Here is a 13435-nt window from a genome sequence, read left to right on the forward strand (position 1 = left end):
TAACGAAAAAAGCCGGACCGCGGGGTTGCGGCCCGTCGCGTCAGGACCCGTCAGGAATGGGGGGCGGGCGGGGGCGGGGGAGGCTGCTGACCGCCCTGGCCGCCGCCGAGCAATCCGTTGAGGAGGCCGAGCGTGCCCGCCACACCGGCGGGCGGTGCCTGGGGCGGTGGGGTGGCATCCGGGGTCAGCTGCCAGGGTTGGCAACCCGACGTCTTGAACGCCTTGTCGGTCGGGTCGATCTGCACCACCTGCGGCTTCTTGCTCATGCTGTTGTCGATGATGTTGCCGTCGGGATTGCCCATCCGCTTCCAGTAGCAGGCGCCGTTGTCGGTGGGCCCGCCGGAGCTGTAGATGCCCGGCACGATGTCGGACCCGACGTTGTAGATGCCGTCCTTGTCGATGGTCGTCTTCGGTCCCGGTGCCGGCGAGGCCGGGGGAGAGGCGGCCGGTGCGGGCGCCGAGGACGCCGCGGGCGAGGGCGCGGGCGACGACGGCGGGGGCCCGGGAGCGGGTCCCCGCGACGAGGCGGCCGGCGACGGCGAAGGTGCCGGTGTCTGGTCCGGATCGGCCCCCGCGACGCCCGCCGACGCGGCCAACCCCGCGATCATCAGTCCCGCGACGGCCAATCGTGCCGCGGTAGGTACACCCGCCTCAAACCCCATAGCACGCCAGCGTACCGGGGTGAGCAGCCGAATTCACCCGAAGCGGCATCCGTCCGCGGGTGGCGCCGACGCCGTAACCCGTGGTCAGGGCGCTCAGCATCCCTAATCGAGCCGCCGCACGCGGCCGGCGTAACCGAGCGCATGCTCGTACGTCTTGAGGTTGTCGCGAGAGATCTTCGCGTGCACCGGGCGTTCCAGGAGGAGCCGCAGCACCGGGTTGTATGCGTGGTAGGTCTCGTGGAAGGTCAGCACGGTCGTCCCGTCCGGCTGCTCGTCGAGTCGGTGGTAGCCCTCGGCCCGGGACCACAGGGGCGCGCCGACGGCCACGTAGCGGGACAACTTGTTGGTTTGCGCCTCGGTGACCGTCTCCCACGACCGCGCCCGCCCGCCGGACAGCAGATACTTGGGCACTTCGAAGATGCAGGTGCGGACCAGGCCCTCGCCGGCGTCGTTGCCCTCGTTGAGGATCTCCATACTGCCGGTGGGCCAGGTGAGGACCCGGGGGCGCGGCGCGTCGGGCGGCGCCGGCGGATGCAGCACCCGCCACACCTTGGCGGGGGGCGCATCGACGTGAAACCGCACGGTGTAGGACTGCATCAGTCGCCTCCCCAGCCATCCCAGAACGTCACGGTTTCCGCGGGCGGCCGCGCGGCCGGCCGGAAGTCGGTGCCGACGGTGTAGGCCACCGGGAACAGCGCGGCCTGCGTGACCGTGTCCGGGATGCCGAGCAACTCGGCCACCTCGCGCTCCCTGGCCAGATGCATCGTCGTCCACACCGAGCCCAGCCCCCGGGACCGCAGGGCGAGCAGAAAGCTCCAGCCGGCCGGGATGATCGACGCCCAGGCCGACGCGGCGGTCAACAGGTTGGAGTTGTCGATGCGGTTCGCCAGGCACGGGATGACATGCACGGGAACCCTGCCCAGCGTGTCGGTCAGGCTCAGTGCGCTGGCGTATACCCGTCGGGTTTGCGGGTCCGCGGTGTCCTTGGCGGCGTGCGCCAGGTACTCGGCGCCGACGCTGCGGTAGATCTCGGCAATGGCGGCACGCTTGTCGGCATCGGTGATCACCAGCCAGCGCCAGTCCTGCGCGTTGCTCGCGGTGGGTGCCTGCATGGCCAGCCGGATGCATTCGAGGATCACGTCGCGGCCTACCGGCCGGTCGAGGTCGAGGCGCCTGCGCACCGATCGCGTCGTCGTCAGCAGCTCGTCGACCGTGGCCAAATCCATCCGGTTTCCCCTCAGAGATCGATTGCGCAGGACTGGTCGACACCCAACACGGTTAACGACCGTCCCAGCCCGAGAAAGACCGCGACACAGAGCGTCAGATCGAGGATCTCGGGGTCGGAGAACGACCCGCGCAGCCGCCCGAAGAAGGCGTCGTTCAGCGACGCGTGATCGGTGGCGAAGCGCTCGGCGTATTCGATGGCAAGCCGCTGCCGCGGCGTGTAGCCGGGGTAGCTGGCGTAGGCGGCGACGTTGTCGTAGAGCTCCGGCGCCGGCGCGTGCGGGCCGGCGTCCAGTACGGATTGCGCCCGGAATCCCGAGCAGGCCACGCAGTCGTTGATCTGGGCGATGCGCATCCTGGCCAACTCGCGCTCGTCGGCCGGCAGGATGCTCTGCTGGTAGGCGCCGCGAATCATCCGCTCCACCATGTCGCCGAGTTGTGGTCGCAGCGTCCAGATCATGGCGGCGTCGCCGCCCGGGCCGGCCGGCACGTCGATACGGGCCATCGGCGACTCCTGCCGAACGAAGTGATTACCGAATTAAGTAATTACCGAGTCGAGCAAACCAGTTCGCCACTCGGCTGTCCAGGGCGGTCAGCCGGACCGCGAACGATTCAGCGCCCGGGCGGCCTGCGCGACCATGTCGGCCACGATGTCGGCCGCCGGCCGAACCTGCCGGATCTGGCCGACGCCCTCGCCGACGAGGATGGCGGCGGTGTCGAAATCTTCGGCGCCGACGGCCTTTTCATAGTCGGCCACCGCTTCGGGCAGCGAGGCGGCCAGCGCCTCCTCGTTGCCGTGCCACGTGTCGAGGAAGGCGTTGCCCAGCGCCCGCGCGTCGTATCCGGCGGGCCAATCCAGTTTGCGCACAAGGTCGTAGGCGCGCGTGCGGACGGTGTCGTCGCCGCTGGCGTTCAGCGCCCGGTCGTGCGCCCGCGGGGACACCAGCGCCTCCGGGGACGCCCAGAGTCGGGTGCCCACCAGCACGCCGTCGGCGCCGAGCGCCAGCGCGGCGGCCAGTCCGCGGCCGTCGCTGACCCCACCGGCGGCCAGCACCAGCGTTTCGGGTGAGCGTTCGGCGACGAGGTCGACCACGTCGGGCACCAGTGTGAAGGTGGACCGGACCGTCATGCCGTGGCCGCCGGCCTCGCCGCCCTGGGCGACGACCACGTCCGCGGCCGCGTCGAGGGCCTGGCGGGCGTGGTCGAGCGTCTGCGCCTGCGCGATGAGCGGGACGCCCCCGGCGCGGATCCGGTCGGCGAACGGCTGCAGCTCGCCAAAGGACAACATGACCGCGGCGGGTCGCCGCTGCAGTGCCTCGTCGAGCAGCCCGGGCCGGCGAGCCAGGCTCCAGGTGATGAACCCGCATCCGACCCTGGCTCCGTCGGCCCGGTCGAATTCGCGGCGGAGCCACTCCGAGTCGCCGTAGCCGCCGCCGATGAGTCCCAGGCCGCCCGCCGACGTCACCGCCGCGGCCAGCCGACCCCCGGAGACCCCCGCCATGGGTGCGAGCACGATGGGGTGTTCGATGCCGAAGAATTTCGTGAGCCGGGTGCCGAGAGTCATTGCAGCTCCCCGGTGAGGAATTGCGCCCGGCCGTGGCCGAAAGACCAGCGCCCTTCGCCGTTTTCGGTGACCGGGACGATCAGGTCGGCCGGATCTAACCCGCACCGGTCGGCCAGGTTGGTGGCCGGCAGCCCGTAGAACTTGTCCTTCATCGCCCGCGCGCGCCGGCGGCTCACCACGTGCGCGATGACCTGCTGCGCTAACCGGGTGATGCCCGGACCGGTGTCCAGAGCGACGCTCCCGTACCGCGTCGAGCAGCCCCCGGACGGCGACGGTGCGCGGCCCTCGATCAGGTCGATGTGCCGCAGTCGCATTTCGCCTCCTCCGGATTCGAGTCTGCGCGACGTGCCCGCACAGGAGATCAGGCACACGGGATCAGGCTAGCGGCGCCAAACCCGAACGCAGCAGCTCCAGGCTGGAGGCCACGAGTTCACCCAAGTCGCGGGTGCAGCCGTTGCGGCCCCAATTCTCCACTGCCACAACGAGGGCGGCGGCCAACGCCGAGCCGGTGACCTCGGCGAGCAGGTCGATGTTCGCCACTTGCGGGTTGCGGCCCCTGACGAAGTCGGTCAGCACCCGCGCGAACGACGATTGCACGACGCGCAGATGGCCGGCGATGCGCTCGGCGCTGATCAACTCCGCACGGGCCGTCGCGGCCTGACGGACCACTTCGGGGTCGTGCGGAAATGCCGCAACGCTCGCCAGCACCGCGTCGAAGAGGGACTCGGAGGCGGGGCGGGCGGCGAGCGCCTCGGCCAGCCATTCCAGCTGCGTCTCGTAGTCCTGGAAGAGCACGGCCTCCTTGGTGGGGAAGTGGCGAAAGAAGGTGCGTTCGGTCACGCCGGCCTCCCGGGCCAGCTCGGTCACCGTGACGTTGGTAAACCCCTTGCTCGCAAAGCTTTTCAATGCCGCCCGGCGCAGTGCCTCGTGCGTCGACCGGCGGCGCAACTCATGGCGGTTCGTCGGCGCGTTCATCCCACCGGGATGGTATCCCAGCCGGCCAGTCAGGACTGACATCTTCCAATTATGTCAGTACTGACATATTCTTGTCACGCGCCGATCCGCGGGAGTGACCCAAGGGAGCCATCAAGGGAGGAAGCCATGCCTGACTATGACGCGATCGTCGTGGGAGCGGGCCACAACGGACTGACCGCCGCCGCGATCCTGCAGCGGGCCGGCCTGCGGACGCTGTGCCTGGAAGCCAACACCTACGCGGGCGGCATGGCGGCGACCGTGGAACTGATCGACGGCTTCCGATACGAGATCGCCGGTTCGGTGCAATTCCCGACGGCCAGCCAGATCAGCAAGGACCTGGGCCTGGACACCCTGCCCACGGTGGAACCGGAGGTGATGTCCACCAACATCGGCGACCACGGCGAGGAGCCGATGGTCTTCTATCGCGACCCGATGCAGCTGATGACCCACCTCGGCGAGAAGCACGGCATCGAGGCCGTCACCGGCATGGCCGAACTGATCGGATGGAGCCAGGGGCCCGCAAAGGCGTTGGGCCGCTTCGATGTCCGCACGCCCCCCAAGACGCTCGACGAGATGTACGCGTGCGCGGCCAACGACGCCGAGCGGCGGGCCATACACGAGATGCTGTTCGGGTCGGCGATGGACGTCATCGACCGATACCTGCCGGACAAGGACAAGCACGCGGTCATGCGGGGGATGCTCGCCTTCCTGGCCGTCAACTCCACCTACCGCGGCCCCTACACACCGGGCAGCGCCACCTGCCTGGCGTTCGCATTGGCGGTGCCGGACGACTCCACGGCGATGATGACCAAACTCAAGGGCGGCATCGGCGCGCTCACCGAGCATCTGCGCGAGCTGTTCGTCTCCCACGGCGGGGAGATCCGGTTCCGCGCCAAGGTGGAGCAGATCCTGGTCGACCACGGCGCGGTGACCGGGGTGCGGTTGCGCGACGGATCGACGATCACCGCGCCGATCGTGGTGTCCAACCTGGCACCGGACCTCACGCTCACCGACCTGATCGCACCGGAACACGTGCCGGCCGAGCTCATCTCGCGGGTATCAGGCCGCGATCACCGCGCGTCCTTCGTGCAGATCCACTTCGCCCTCGACGGGCTGCCCGAATTCGCCGCGCCCTACGAGTTCCTGAACGAAGAAGGCATGCAGCAGTCGGTCGGGATCTTCGGCGCCCCGGAGGAGCAACAGCTGCACTGGGAGAACTGCCGTCGGGGCATCGTGCCGGACAACCCCTCGATGGGAATGCAGATCCCTTCCGTGCACGATCCCGGCATGGCGCCGCCCGGAAAGCACGCCGCCAGCGCGTACGCGTACGCCTTCCCGGTCGAGGTCGACCGCCACGACCACGGACAGCTGAAAAACGAGATGGCACAACGAGTTATCGACAAAATCACCCGGCTGGCCCCGAACTTCAGGGACATCGTGATCCGGCACATCACGTTTGCGCCCTACCACATGAACACGATGTTCGGCGCGCCCGCGGGCGACTTCTGCCATGGCCTGCTGCATCCGGATCTGATGGGGCCCAATCGACCGGGGCCCAAAGGATTCCTCGACTTCCCGATTCCCATCGGCGGTCTCTACCTCGGCGGCGCGGGATGCCACGGCGGACCGGGCATCACGTTCACCCCCGGCTACAACGCCGGCTACCAGGCCCTCGACGACATGGCCTGAGCCGCGAGCCTCAACCCGCGAAGGTTCCGGTGAGCCGTGCCTGCGCGGTCGCCGCACCGGCGATCGTCTGCGCGGCCCGAACACCGGCGAGCCCGCCGGGCAGCTGGTAGTCGTTAGGGAGTTGGTAGAGCGTGAACCGGTAGTGATGGGTGCCGGTTCCCGCGGGCGGGCACGGGCCCATATACGCGGCCTGCCCGGCCGTATTCGGCAACACGGTCGCGCCGGCCGGCGTCTGGCCGTCGGCGGTGCTACCCGAACCGGGAGCGATCCCGGCCACCACCCAGTGCACGTAGAGCCCGTTGACGGCGTCCGGGTCGTCGACCACGAGCGCGGCACCCAGCGGCGCCGACCACGCCAGTGGCGGCGCCGTGTTCGCCCCCTTGCAGGTGTACTGCACGGGGATCGGCGCGCCGTCGGCGAACGCCGGGCTGCTGATGGCCAACGGCCCGCCGGCCGGCGCGGCCGGAACCTGCCGGCCCAGGGTCGTCAACCGGGGGGCCGACGGCGTCGTCATGTGGGTGTCGCCGTGACCAGCGCAGCCGGCCGCCGCGACGAGGGCCACGAGCCCGCCGGTGACCGAGGCGACCCGACGGAGTGTGCTCATGGACGTCGATCGCATAGGGGACTTCGATCTCATAAGGGACAGTGTGGCCCGCGCGGCCCTCGTCGGGAAGCGCCGATTTCGGGGGTCGGACCCGGCTAGTCGCCGCGCTTCTTGCGCTCCAGGACCCGCTTGCGCAATCCCTTGGTCGCCGTGTCCATCAGGCTCTTGGACCCCCGCTTGATCAAGAAGCCCGGCACCGGCATCAACAGGTCGACGGTGAGGTCGAAGCGCACCCGGGTGGCGTCCCCATCGGGCGTCAGTGTGTAGCGGCCATCCTGCGCGCGTTGTTGTTTGGCGGTGACCAACGTCCAGCTCACGCCGTCGTCGTGAACGGTGTAAGCCAACTCCTGCTCGTCGCTGACACCGACAAGCTTGACCACCTGCTTGGACCTGGCGGGGTGGCCCTGGTCGTCCCGCTCGAGAACCTCAACCTTTTGGTGCACGGAGGACCACTCGGGCAGCGATTCGATGTCGAACAGCACATCCATGACCTCATCGGGGGTCGCTTCGATGACGACCTCGCGGGATTCGGTGACAGCCATGGAGGATAGATAACCACTGCGGCGCCGCTAAAAACTCACGGCACCAGGACCACCTTGCCGACGTTCTCCCGGGCGGCCAGGATGCGGTGCGCCTCGGACGCGTCGGCGAATGGCACCACCGCGTGGACGACGGGAGCGATCGTCCCGTCGCCGAGCGCCTTGGCCAGCGGGGTGATCCATGGCTCGAGGGTGCCCCGGTCGTCCCACAGCCGCAGCATGTTGAGCCCGATCACCGCCTTGGACTCGGAGAGTTGGTCGATCAGGTTGAACCCCCGCAGCATCGCCAACGCGTGCGGGGCGGCGGCCCGCAGCGAGCGCTTATCACCGTGCTGCAAATTCGAAACCCCGTATCCCACAAGCCTTCCGCCCGGCCGCAGCAGCGCGTAGGACCGCCGCAGCGACGTGCCGCCCAGGGCGTCGAGCACGAGGTCGTAGTGCCCCAGGCCCCGCCACCAATCGTCGCGCCGGTAGTCGATCGCCCGGTCCACCCCCAACTCGGTCAGCCGTCGATGCTTTGCGGGCGATGCGGTGCCGTGCACCTCGGCCCCGGCGGCCTTGGCGAATTGGATGGCCGCGATGCCCACCCCGCCGGCGGCGGCGTGCACCAGCACCCGCTCGCCGGCGCGCAGCGACCCGTAACCGTGCAGCGCGGCCCACGCGGTCGCGTAGTTGACCGGGACGGCGGCGCCCTGTTCGAAGCCCATCGAGGCGGGCAGCGGCACGGAGTCGGCGGCGGCCACGTTGACGAGCTCGGCGTAACCGCCGAACCGGGTTCCCGCCAGCACGCGGTCGCCGACGCGGCCGGGATCGACGCCCGCACCGACCGCCTCGACCGTCCCGGCGACTTCGTAGCCCACGACCGCGGGGAGTTTCGGCGCATCGGGGTACATGCCGACCCGGGCCAGGTGATCGGCGAAGTTCACGCCCGCCGCGCGCACTGCGACGCGCAGCTGTCCCGGACCCGGCGGCGGCGGATCGGGCCGCTGCTGGACCCGCAGCACCGACGGATCGCCCCGCTTGGTGATGACCACTGCGCGCATCGCGAAACCCGGCCGCTCAGACCCGCGTGACGGCGTCGGCAAGGCGGGGCAGGACGACGTCCCGCCAGCCGGGCCCCATCCGGTCGAAGGCCATGGCCATCCTCGTGTCGTCGACGTCGAAACCGCCGTGTTCCAAGAACACTCGCGTGCCGCCGCCTTCCGGTTCCAGGCGCCAGGTAAGGGTCCAGGCGGACGTGAAGGTGTAGACCAAGCGGCGCGGCGGATCCACCTCGAGCACCGTGCACGATTGCTTGCCGTAGCCCGGCATGTCGAGGGTGAACTGGTGGCCCACCACCGCGGCCACGTCGCCCTCGGCCCACCACAGCCGCAGCAGGTCGGGCTCGGTCAGCAACCGCCAGACCTTGCCGGGCGGGGCCGCCACGAACTGATCCACCCGGATCGTCGCGGGCGTCGACGTTTCGGTCATTCCAGCTCCTCTGCCGTCTCGGCGAGCCCGGCCAGGCGGGCACGCCAGAACTTCTCGAAAGGATGCAGCCACTCGTCGAGCCGTGCCAGCGGTTCCGCGGTCAGGCGGTAGATGCGGTGGCGCCCTTGCGGCTCGTCCTCCACCAGCCCGGCGTCCCGCAGCACCCTGAGATGCTCGGCCACCGCGGGGCGGCTGAGCTCGAACCGCTCGCTGAGTTTCCCCGCCGACAGTGGCTGCCGGGACAGGATCTCCAGCAGCTCCCGCCGCACCGGGTTCGCCAGCGCGAGAAAGACGCGGTCGGTGCTGGCCACGACCGGAACGCTAGGTCGACAGGTGTGAAATGTCAACCTTTTCCGACATGTCAGCGCGATCTCCCCACCGGGGGGCTACCTTGCTGGGTGTGCACTTCGCGTGGGAACGATTGACGGCCGGCGTGCATCGCTGCCGGCTGCCGTTCTGCGACGTCACGGTCGGGCTGGTGCGCGGGCGGGGCGGGGCGTTGCTGGTCGACACCGGCAGCACGCTGCGCGAGGGGGCCGCGATCGACGCCGACGCGCGGCGGCTCACCGGCCAACCGGTCACCCATATCGTCCTGACCCACAAGCACTTTGACCACGTCCTGGGCTCCTCGGTGTTCACCGGCGCGGAGATCTACTGTGCGCCTGAGGTGCTCGACTGCCTGGCATCCGGGACCGACCGGATGCGCGGGGACGCGGTGCACCACGGCGCGGACCCCGCGGAGATTGACCGCGCGATCGCCGCCCTACGACCGCCGCGCCGCGGCATCTATCGGGGCGTCTACGACGCCGCCGTCGACCTCGGCGACCGCACCGTGACGATCGCCCACCTGGGCCGCGGCCACACCGCGTCGGACCTGGTCGTGATCGCCCGTGGGGGAGAGGACGACCCTGACGGTCCGACCGTCGTGTTCACCGGCGACCTCGTCGAGGAGTCCGCCGACCCCGCGATCGACGCCGACTCGGACCTGGCGGCCTGGCCGGCCACGCTCGACCGGCTGCTCGCGGTCGGCGGGCCGGGCGCCACCTACGTGCCGGGCCACGGCCGAGCGGTCGACGCGGGGTTCGTCCGTCGCCAGCGGGACTGGCTGGCGCGGCGCGCGGCCGCCGAGCCCGGCTGAGTCACGGCCGAAACCCACTCCGGCACAGGCGCTCTACGCCGGTCCACCATCCCGGGGGTGGCGGTGGCGCGCGCGGCGACCACCGGGGCGAGGCGCCACGGCCGGGCGGGACGGTCACCCGCTTGCGGATACAGGCGTCCGGCAACAGTTTTGGGATGGGTCTTTCGACCCCTGATTGAACCGTCCTCTCCGGGGATAGACTCTCGTCCAGGGAAATCCTGCCGAAGAGGAGCGTGCGGCCATGGCCATCATTGACTCGGACACCGAAGTCCGGACATCGTTCGAAGACGACATCGCCGCCACGCAGCGATACATGGACAGCCCGCGCTTCGCCGGCATCACTCGCCTCTATACGGCCCGCCAGGTGGTGGAGCAGCGCGGCACCATCCCGGCCGACTACATCGTGGCGCGGGAAGCGGCCGCCGCCTTCTATGACCGGCTGCGCGAGTTGTTCGCCGCCAAGAAGAGCATCACCACGTTCGGCCCCTACTCGCCGGGCCAGGCAGTGGCGATGAAGCGGATGGGCATCGAGGGCATCTATCTCGGCGGCTGGGCGACCTCGGCCAAGGGTTCCACGACCGAGGACCCCGGTCCCGACCTCGCGAGCTACCCGCTGAGCCAGGTCCCCGAGGATGCCGCGGTCCTCGTGCGCGCCCTGCTGACCGCCGATCGCAACCAGCAGTACCAACGGCTCAACATGAGCGAGGCGCAACGAGCCAGCACACCCGCCTACGACTACCGCCCGTTCATCATCGCCGACGCGGACACCGGCCACGGCGGTGATCCGCACGTGCGCAACCTCGTCCGCCGATTCGTCGAGGTGGGCGTCGCCGGCTACCACATCGAGGACCAGCGCCCGGGCACCAAGAAGTGCGGCCACCAGGGCGGCAAGGTGCTGGTGCCCTCGGACGAACAAATCAAGCGGCTCAACGCCGCTCGCTTCCAGCTCGACATCATGCGCGTGCCGGGCATCATCGTCGCCCGCACCGACGCCGAGGCGGCCAACCTGATCGACAGCCGCGCCGACGAGCGCGACCAGCCGTTCCTGCTCGGCGCCACCAACCTCAACATCCCTTCGTACAAGGCCTGTTTCCTCGCCCTGCTGCGCCGTTTCTACGAGCTGGGCGTCAAGGAGCTCAACGGCCATCTGCTCTACGCCCTCGACGACTCCGAGTACGCCGCGGCCACCGCCTGGCTCGAGCGCCAGGGCATCCAGGGCCTGATCTCCGAAGCCGCCAACGCCTTGCGGGAGGACGGCCAGCATTCGATCGACGACCTCTTCGACCAGGTCGAGTCGCGGTTCGTGGCGGCCTGGGAGGACGACGCCGGGCTGATGACCTACGGCGAGGCCGTCGCGGAGGTGCTCGAGTTCGGCGAGAGCGAGGAGGACGAGCCCCGCGGCATGAGTCCCGCCGAGTGGCGGAAGTTCGCCGAGCGCGCGTCCCTCTACGCCGCGCGCGAGAAGGCGAGGCAGCTGGGCGTCGACCCGCCGTGGGACTGCGAGCTGGCGAAGACTCCCGAGGGCTACTACCAGATCCGCGGCGGCATTCCCTACGCGATCGTCAAGTCGCTCGCGGCGGCGCCGTTCGCCGACATCCTCTGGATGGAGACCAAGACGGCGGACCTCGCGGACGCCCGGCAGTTCGCCGAGGCGATCCACGCCGAGTTCCCAGACCAGATGCTGGCCTACAACCTGTCCCCGTCGTTCAACTGGGACACCACCGGCATGACCGACGACGAGATGAAGCGCTTCCCCGAGGAGCTCGGCAAGATGGGCTTCGTCTTCAACTTCATCACCTACGGCGGCCACCAGATCGACGGCGTCGCCGCCGAGGAGTTCGCCGCCTCCCTCAAACAGGACGGCATGCTCGCCCTGGCCCGCCTGCAGCGCAAGATGCGCCTGGTCGAGTCCCCGTACCGCACGCCGCAGACGCTGGTCGGCGGGCCGCGCAGCGACGCGGCGCTGCAGGCGTCCTCCGGGCGCACGGCGACCACCAAGGCGATGGGCAAGGGCTCGACCCAGCATCAGCATCTGGTGCAGACCGAGGTGCCCAAGAAGCTGCTGGAGGAGTGGCTGGCGCTGTGGAGCGAGCACTACCAGCTGGGCGAGAAGCTGCGGGTGTCGTTGCGGCCGCGGCGGCCCGGCTCCGACGTGCTGGTGCTGGGCATCCACGGCAACGGAGACGAGCAGCTGGCCAACGTCGTGTTCGATCCGATCAAGGACCGGCACGGCCGCAGCATCCTCACGGTGCGCGACCAGAACACCTTCGCCGAGAAGCTGCGCCAGAAGCGGTTGATGACGCTGATCCACCTGTGGCTGGTGCACCGCTTCAAGGCCGACGCGGTGTACTACGTCACCCCGACGGAGGACAACCAGTATCAGACCTCGAAGATGAAGTCGCACGGCATCTTCACCGAGGTCAACCAGGAGGTCGGCGAGATCATCGTCGCCGAGGTGAACCGCCCGCGCATCGAGGAGTTGCTGAAGCCCGACCGCGTGGCGCTGCGCAAGCTGATCACCAAGGAAGACTAGGGCGCGGTTACCGGCGAAGGACCCGTTTCCTCACGCCGGAGGCCGTGGCGGTGGTGGCGCTCGCCGGTCGGGCCCGGTCGGCCACCCGGCGAAGAATTGTCCAATTTACGAACGAGAAAGTTTTTATTGCCGAGTCTGTCAATTCGCCAGTGGCAACACGTGTCGGGAGATACGATTTGGCTGGCCGATGGCCCATTAGCCCGAGATGGGCCATCGGCTCTCAACGCCCGAATCTGGTGGCGTTCGCGCTCGCATCGACCCCGTGTCGCCGGCCCCGGTCGCCGGTAATGAGTCGCCGGTAATGAGTCGCCCGTAATGAGTTGTGTCCCCGCACGGAGCAAACCCGGCGCTCCAGAAATCTATGGCCGTGCAACAGTTGCACAGGTGTATGATTGTCCCATTGGATGCGCGCCACATGGGCCGACGCGCTGCAACGGGAAGGAGCGACTGATGATTGCGCAGACCAAGGCGGCGGCCGCCGTGTTCGGCGGGGTGGTCGGAGCGGTTCTCGCGGTGGGGATCGGCGGCGTGAGTGCCAGCCCGACGGCGGCCGCGCCGGCGCCGGCGGCGCACTCCACGACCGTCGCGCCCACGCAGACCGGGGCGACCGGTGCCGGCGTCCATCTCGCCACGCTTGCCGGCTGCATAGCGGGTCTCGACTGCTAGTCGGGCCGGCGTCCCGATGGTCCATCCCGGTGATGGGCCATCGGCGTTTTCGTGGGCGGAAATCGCGCCCCGTATGCCGTTTGCCCGAGTGCGTGCCCGGGTAAGGAGAAGTGGACCGGGTGCACGTGGGGCACTTGGGGATTGGGGACTCCGATGAGATCTGCAGCCAGGACCTCGGTCGCGCTCTTCGGCGGCGCGGCCATGCTGGTGCTCGCGGTCGGGTGCGGTGGCGGCGGCAACAAAGGGCCGAGCAGCACCACCACGCCGACGACCACGACGACGCCGTCATCCAGCGTGGCTCCGTCCACGCCGGGTGGGGGCGGCGGCACGCCGGGCGGCCCCACGGGCGGTGGCGGCCCGGGCGGCGGTGG

At 69.6% G+C, this 13435-nt stretch carries 16 protein-coding genes and 1 pseudogene; 5 read left to right on the top strand and 12 right to left on the bottom strand.

The genetic code is table 11. From position 1 onward, the window contains the following. Positions 1-50: 50 nt before the first annotated feature. The 7 genes from HMPREF0591_RS18295 to HMPREF0591_RS18325 form a co-directional block, all read right to left on the bottom strand. On the bottom strand, positions 51-662 hold the full coding sequence (locus HMPREF0591_RS18295) for an Rv1352/Rv1906c domain-containing protein (RefSeq protein WP_208857780.1): 612 nt from the start codon (positions 660-662) through the stop codon (positions 51-53). A gap of 102 nt (positions 663-764) precedes the next feature. Next, the gene (locus HMPREF0591_RS18300) at positions 765-1259 is read right to left on the bottom strand and encodes an SRPBCC family protein (protein WP_007170127.1); all 495 of its coding nucleotides are present in this window, start codon (positions 1257-1259) and stop codon (positions 765-767) included. Then, positions 1259-1888, bottom strand: a complete 630-nt coding sequence (locus HMPREF0591_RS18305) for a nitroreductase family protein (protein WP_007170128.1) — start codon at positions 1886-1888, stop codon at positions 1259-1261. Before HMPREF0591_RS18305 ends, HMPREF0591_RS18300 begins: the two co-directional genes overlap by 1 nt. 11 nt (positions 1889-1899) lie before the next feature. Beyond that, entirely contained in the window at positions 1900-2391 is a 492-nt protein-coding gene (locus HMPREF0591_RS18310) for a carboxymuconolactone decarboxylase family protein (protein ID WP_007170129.1), read from the bottom strand. An 87-nt stretch (positions 2392-2478) separates the two neighbouring features. Next, a complete protein-coding gene (locus tag HMPREF0591_RS18315; RefSeq protein ID WP_007170130.1) occupies positions 2479-3450 on the bottom strand; it encodes an NAD(P)H-dependent flavin oxidoreductase in 972 nt (323 codons plus the stop codon). Further along, positions 3447-3764 carry a tautomerase family protein gene (locus HMPREF0591_RS18320; protein WP_007170131.1) on the bottom strand — a complete coding sequence of 106 codons (318 nt, stop codon included), beginning with the start codon at positions 3762-3764 and terminating at the stop codon, positions 3447-3449. The genes HMPREF0591_RS18315 and HMPREF0591_RS18320 overlap by 4 nt, the downstream gene beginning before the upstream one ends. A 61-nt stretch (positions 3765-3825) precedes the next feature. Next, a complete protein-coding gene (locus HMPREF0591_RS18325) occupies positions 3826-4425 on the bottom strand; it encodes a TetR/AcrR family transcriptional regulator (protein WP_007170132.1) in 600 nt (199 codons plus the stop codon). A gap of 126 nt (positions 4426-4551) precedes the next feature. On the opposite strand from HMPREF0591_RS18325, the gene HMPREF0591_RS18330 reads away from it, so the two are divergent. Continuing rightward, positions 4552-6114, top strand: coding sequence for a phytoene desaturase family protein (locus HMPREF0591_RS18330; RefSeq protein ID WP_007170133.1), 1563 nt, complete (start codon positions 4552-4554; stop codon positions 6112-6114). 10 nt (positions 6115-6124) lie between these two features. Here the strand turns inward: HMPREF0591_RS18330 and HMPREF0591_RS18335 are convergent, their stop codons facing one another. The 5 genes from HMPREF0591_RS18335 to HMPREF0591_RS18355 all read right to left on the bottom strand — a co-directional run bounded on the left by HMPREF0591_RS18335 (position 6125) and on the right by HMPREF0591_RS18355 (position 9038). Then, positions 6125-6718: a YbhB/YbcL family Raf kinase inhibitor-like protein gene (locus HMPREF0591_RS18335; protein ID WP_425270205.1), complete on the bottom strand. Its 594-nt coding sequence runs from the start codon at positions 6716-6718 to the stop codon at positions 6125-6127. A gap of 95 nt (positions 6719-6813) precedes the next feature. Then, on the bottom strand, positions 6814-7260 hold the full coding sequence (locus tag HMPREF0591_RS18340; protein WP_007170135.1) for an SRPBCC family protein: 447 nt from the start codon (positions 7258-7260) through the stop codon (positions 6814-6816). A 35-nt stretch (positions 7261-7295) separates the two neighbouring features. Next, entirely contained in the window at positions 7296-8300 is a 1005-nt protein-coding gene (locus tag HMPREF0591_RS18345) for a zinc-binding dehydrogenase (RefSeq protein WP_007170136.1), read from the bottom strand. Between the two features lie 16 nt (positions 8301-8316). Beyond that, entirely contained in the window at positions 8317-8727 is a 411-nt protein-coding gene (locus HMPREF0591_RS18350; RefSeq protein WP_007170137.1) for an SRPBCC family protein, read from the bottom strand. Then, positions 8724-9038, bottom strand: a complete 315-nt coding sequence (locus tag HMPREF0591_RS18355; RefSeq protein WP_007170138.1) for an ArsR/SmtB family transcription factor — start codon at positions 9036-9038, stop codon at positions 8724-8726. Before HMPREF0591_RS18355 ends, HMPREF0591_RS18350 begins: the two co-directional genes overlap by 4 nt. 89 nt (positions 9039-9127) lie before the next feature. Between HMPREF0591_RS18355 and HMPREF0591_RS18360 the strand changes: the two genes are divergently transcribed. The 4 genes and pseudogenes from HMPREF0591_RS18360 to HMPREF0591_RS34705 form a co-directional block, all read left to right on the top strand. Next, the gene (locus HMPREF0591_RS18360) at positions 9128-9865 is read left to right on the top strand and encodes an MBL fold metallo-hydrolase (protein WP_040623337.1); all 738 of its coding nucleotides are present in this window, start codon (positions 9128-9130) and stop codon (positions 9863-9865) included. Between the two features lie 241 nt (positions 9866-10106). Further along, positions 10107-12398: an isocitrate lyase ICL2 gene (aceA, locus tag HMPREF0591_RS18365; RefSeq protein ID WP_007170140.1), complete on the top strand. Its 2292-nt coding sequence runs from the start codon at positions 10107-10109 to the stop codon at positions 12396-12398. A gap of 450 nt (positions 12399-12848) precedes the next feature. Further along, positions 12849-13064: a lipase chaperone gene (locus HMPREF0591_RS18370; RefSeq protein WP_007170142.1), complete on the top strand. Its 216-nt coding sequence runs from the start codon at positions 12849-12851 to the stop codon at positions 13062-13064. 153 nt (positions 13065-13217) lie between these two features. Beyond that, positions 13218-13435: pseudogene (locus HMPREF0591_RS34705) on the top strand (hypothetical protein); the annotation flags it as partial.

The organism is Mycobacterium parascrofulaceum ATCC BAA-614 (assembly GCF_000164135.1).
GTDB classification, from domain to species: domain Bacteria; phylum Actinomycetota; class Actinomycetes; order Mycobacteriales; family Mycobacteriaceae; genus Mycobacterium; species Mycobacterium parascrofulaceum.

Coding starts and splice junctions, on each gene's coding strand:
- HMPREF0591_RS18295 (WP_208857780.1), bottom strand. CDS start 662: ATGGGGTTTGAGGCGGGTGTACCTACCGCGGCACGATTGGCCGTCGCG.
- HMPREF0591_RS18300 (WP_007170127.1), bottom strand. CDS start 1,259: ATGCAGTCCTACACCGTGCGGTTTCACGTCGATGCGCCCCCCGCCAAG.
- HMPREF0591_RS18305 (WP_007170128.1), bottom strand. CDS start 1,888: ATGGATTTGGCCACGGTCGACGAGCTGCTGACGACGACGCGATCGGTG.
- HMPREF0591_RS18310 (WP_007170129.1), bottom strand. CDS start 2,391: ATGGCCCGTATCGACGTGCCGGCCGGCCCGGGCGGCGACGCCGCCATG.
- HMPREF0591_RS18315 (WP_007170130.1), bottom strand. CDS start 3,450: ATGACTCTCGGCACCCGGCTCACGAAATTCTTCGGCATCGAACACCCC.
- HMPREF0591_RS18320 (WP_007170131.1), bottom strand. CDS start 3,764: ATGCGACTGCGGCACATCGACCTGATCGAGGGCCGCGCACCGTCGCCG.
- HMPREF0591_RS18325 (WP_007170132.1), bottom strand. CDS start 4,425: ATGAACGCGCCGACGAACCGCCATGAGTTGCGCCGCCGGTCGACGCAC.
- HMPREF0591_RS18330 (WP_007170133.1), top strand. CDS start 4,552: ATGCCTGACTATGACGCGATCGTCGTGGGAGCGGGCCACAACGGACTG.
- HMPREF0591_RS18335 (WP_425270205.1), bottom strand. CDS start 6,718: ATGAGCACACTCCGTCGGGTCGCCTCGGTCACCGGCGGGCTCGTGGCC.
- HMPREF0591_RS18340 (WP_007170135.1), bottom strand. CDS start 7,260: ATGGCTGTCACCGAATCCCGCGAGGTCGTCATCGAAGCGACCCCCGAT.
- HMPREF0591_RS18345 (WP_007170136.1), bottom strand. CDS start 8,300: ATGCGCGCAGTGGTCATCACCAAGCGGGGCGATCCGTCGGTGCTGCGG.
- HMPREF0591_RS18350 (WP_007170137.1), bottom strand. CDS start 8,727: ATGACCGAAACGTCGACGCCCGCGACGATCCGGGTGGATCAGTTCGTG.
- aceA (WP_007170140.1), top strand. CDS start 10,107: ATGGCCATCATTGACTCGGACACCGAAGTCCGGACATCGTTCGAAGAC.
- HMPREF0591_RS18370 (WP_007170142.1), top strand. CDS start 12,849: ATGATTGCGCAGACCAAGGCGGCGGCCGCCGTGTTCGGCGGGGTGGTC.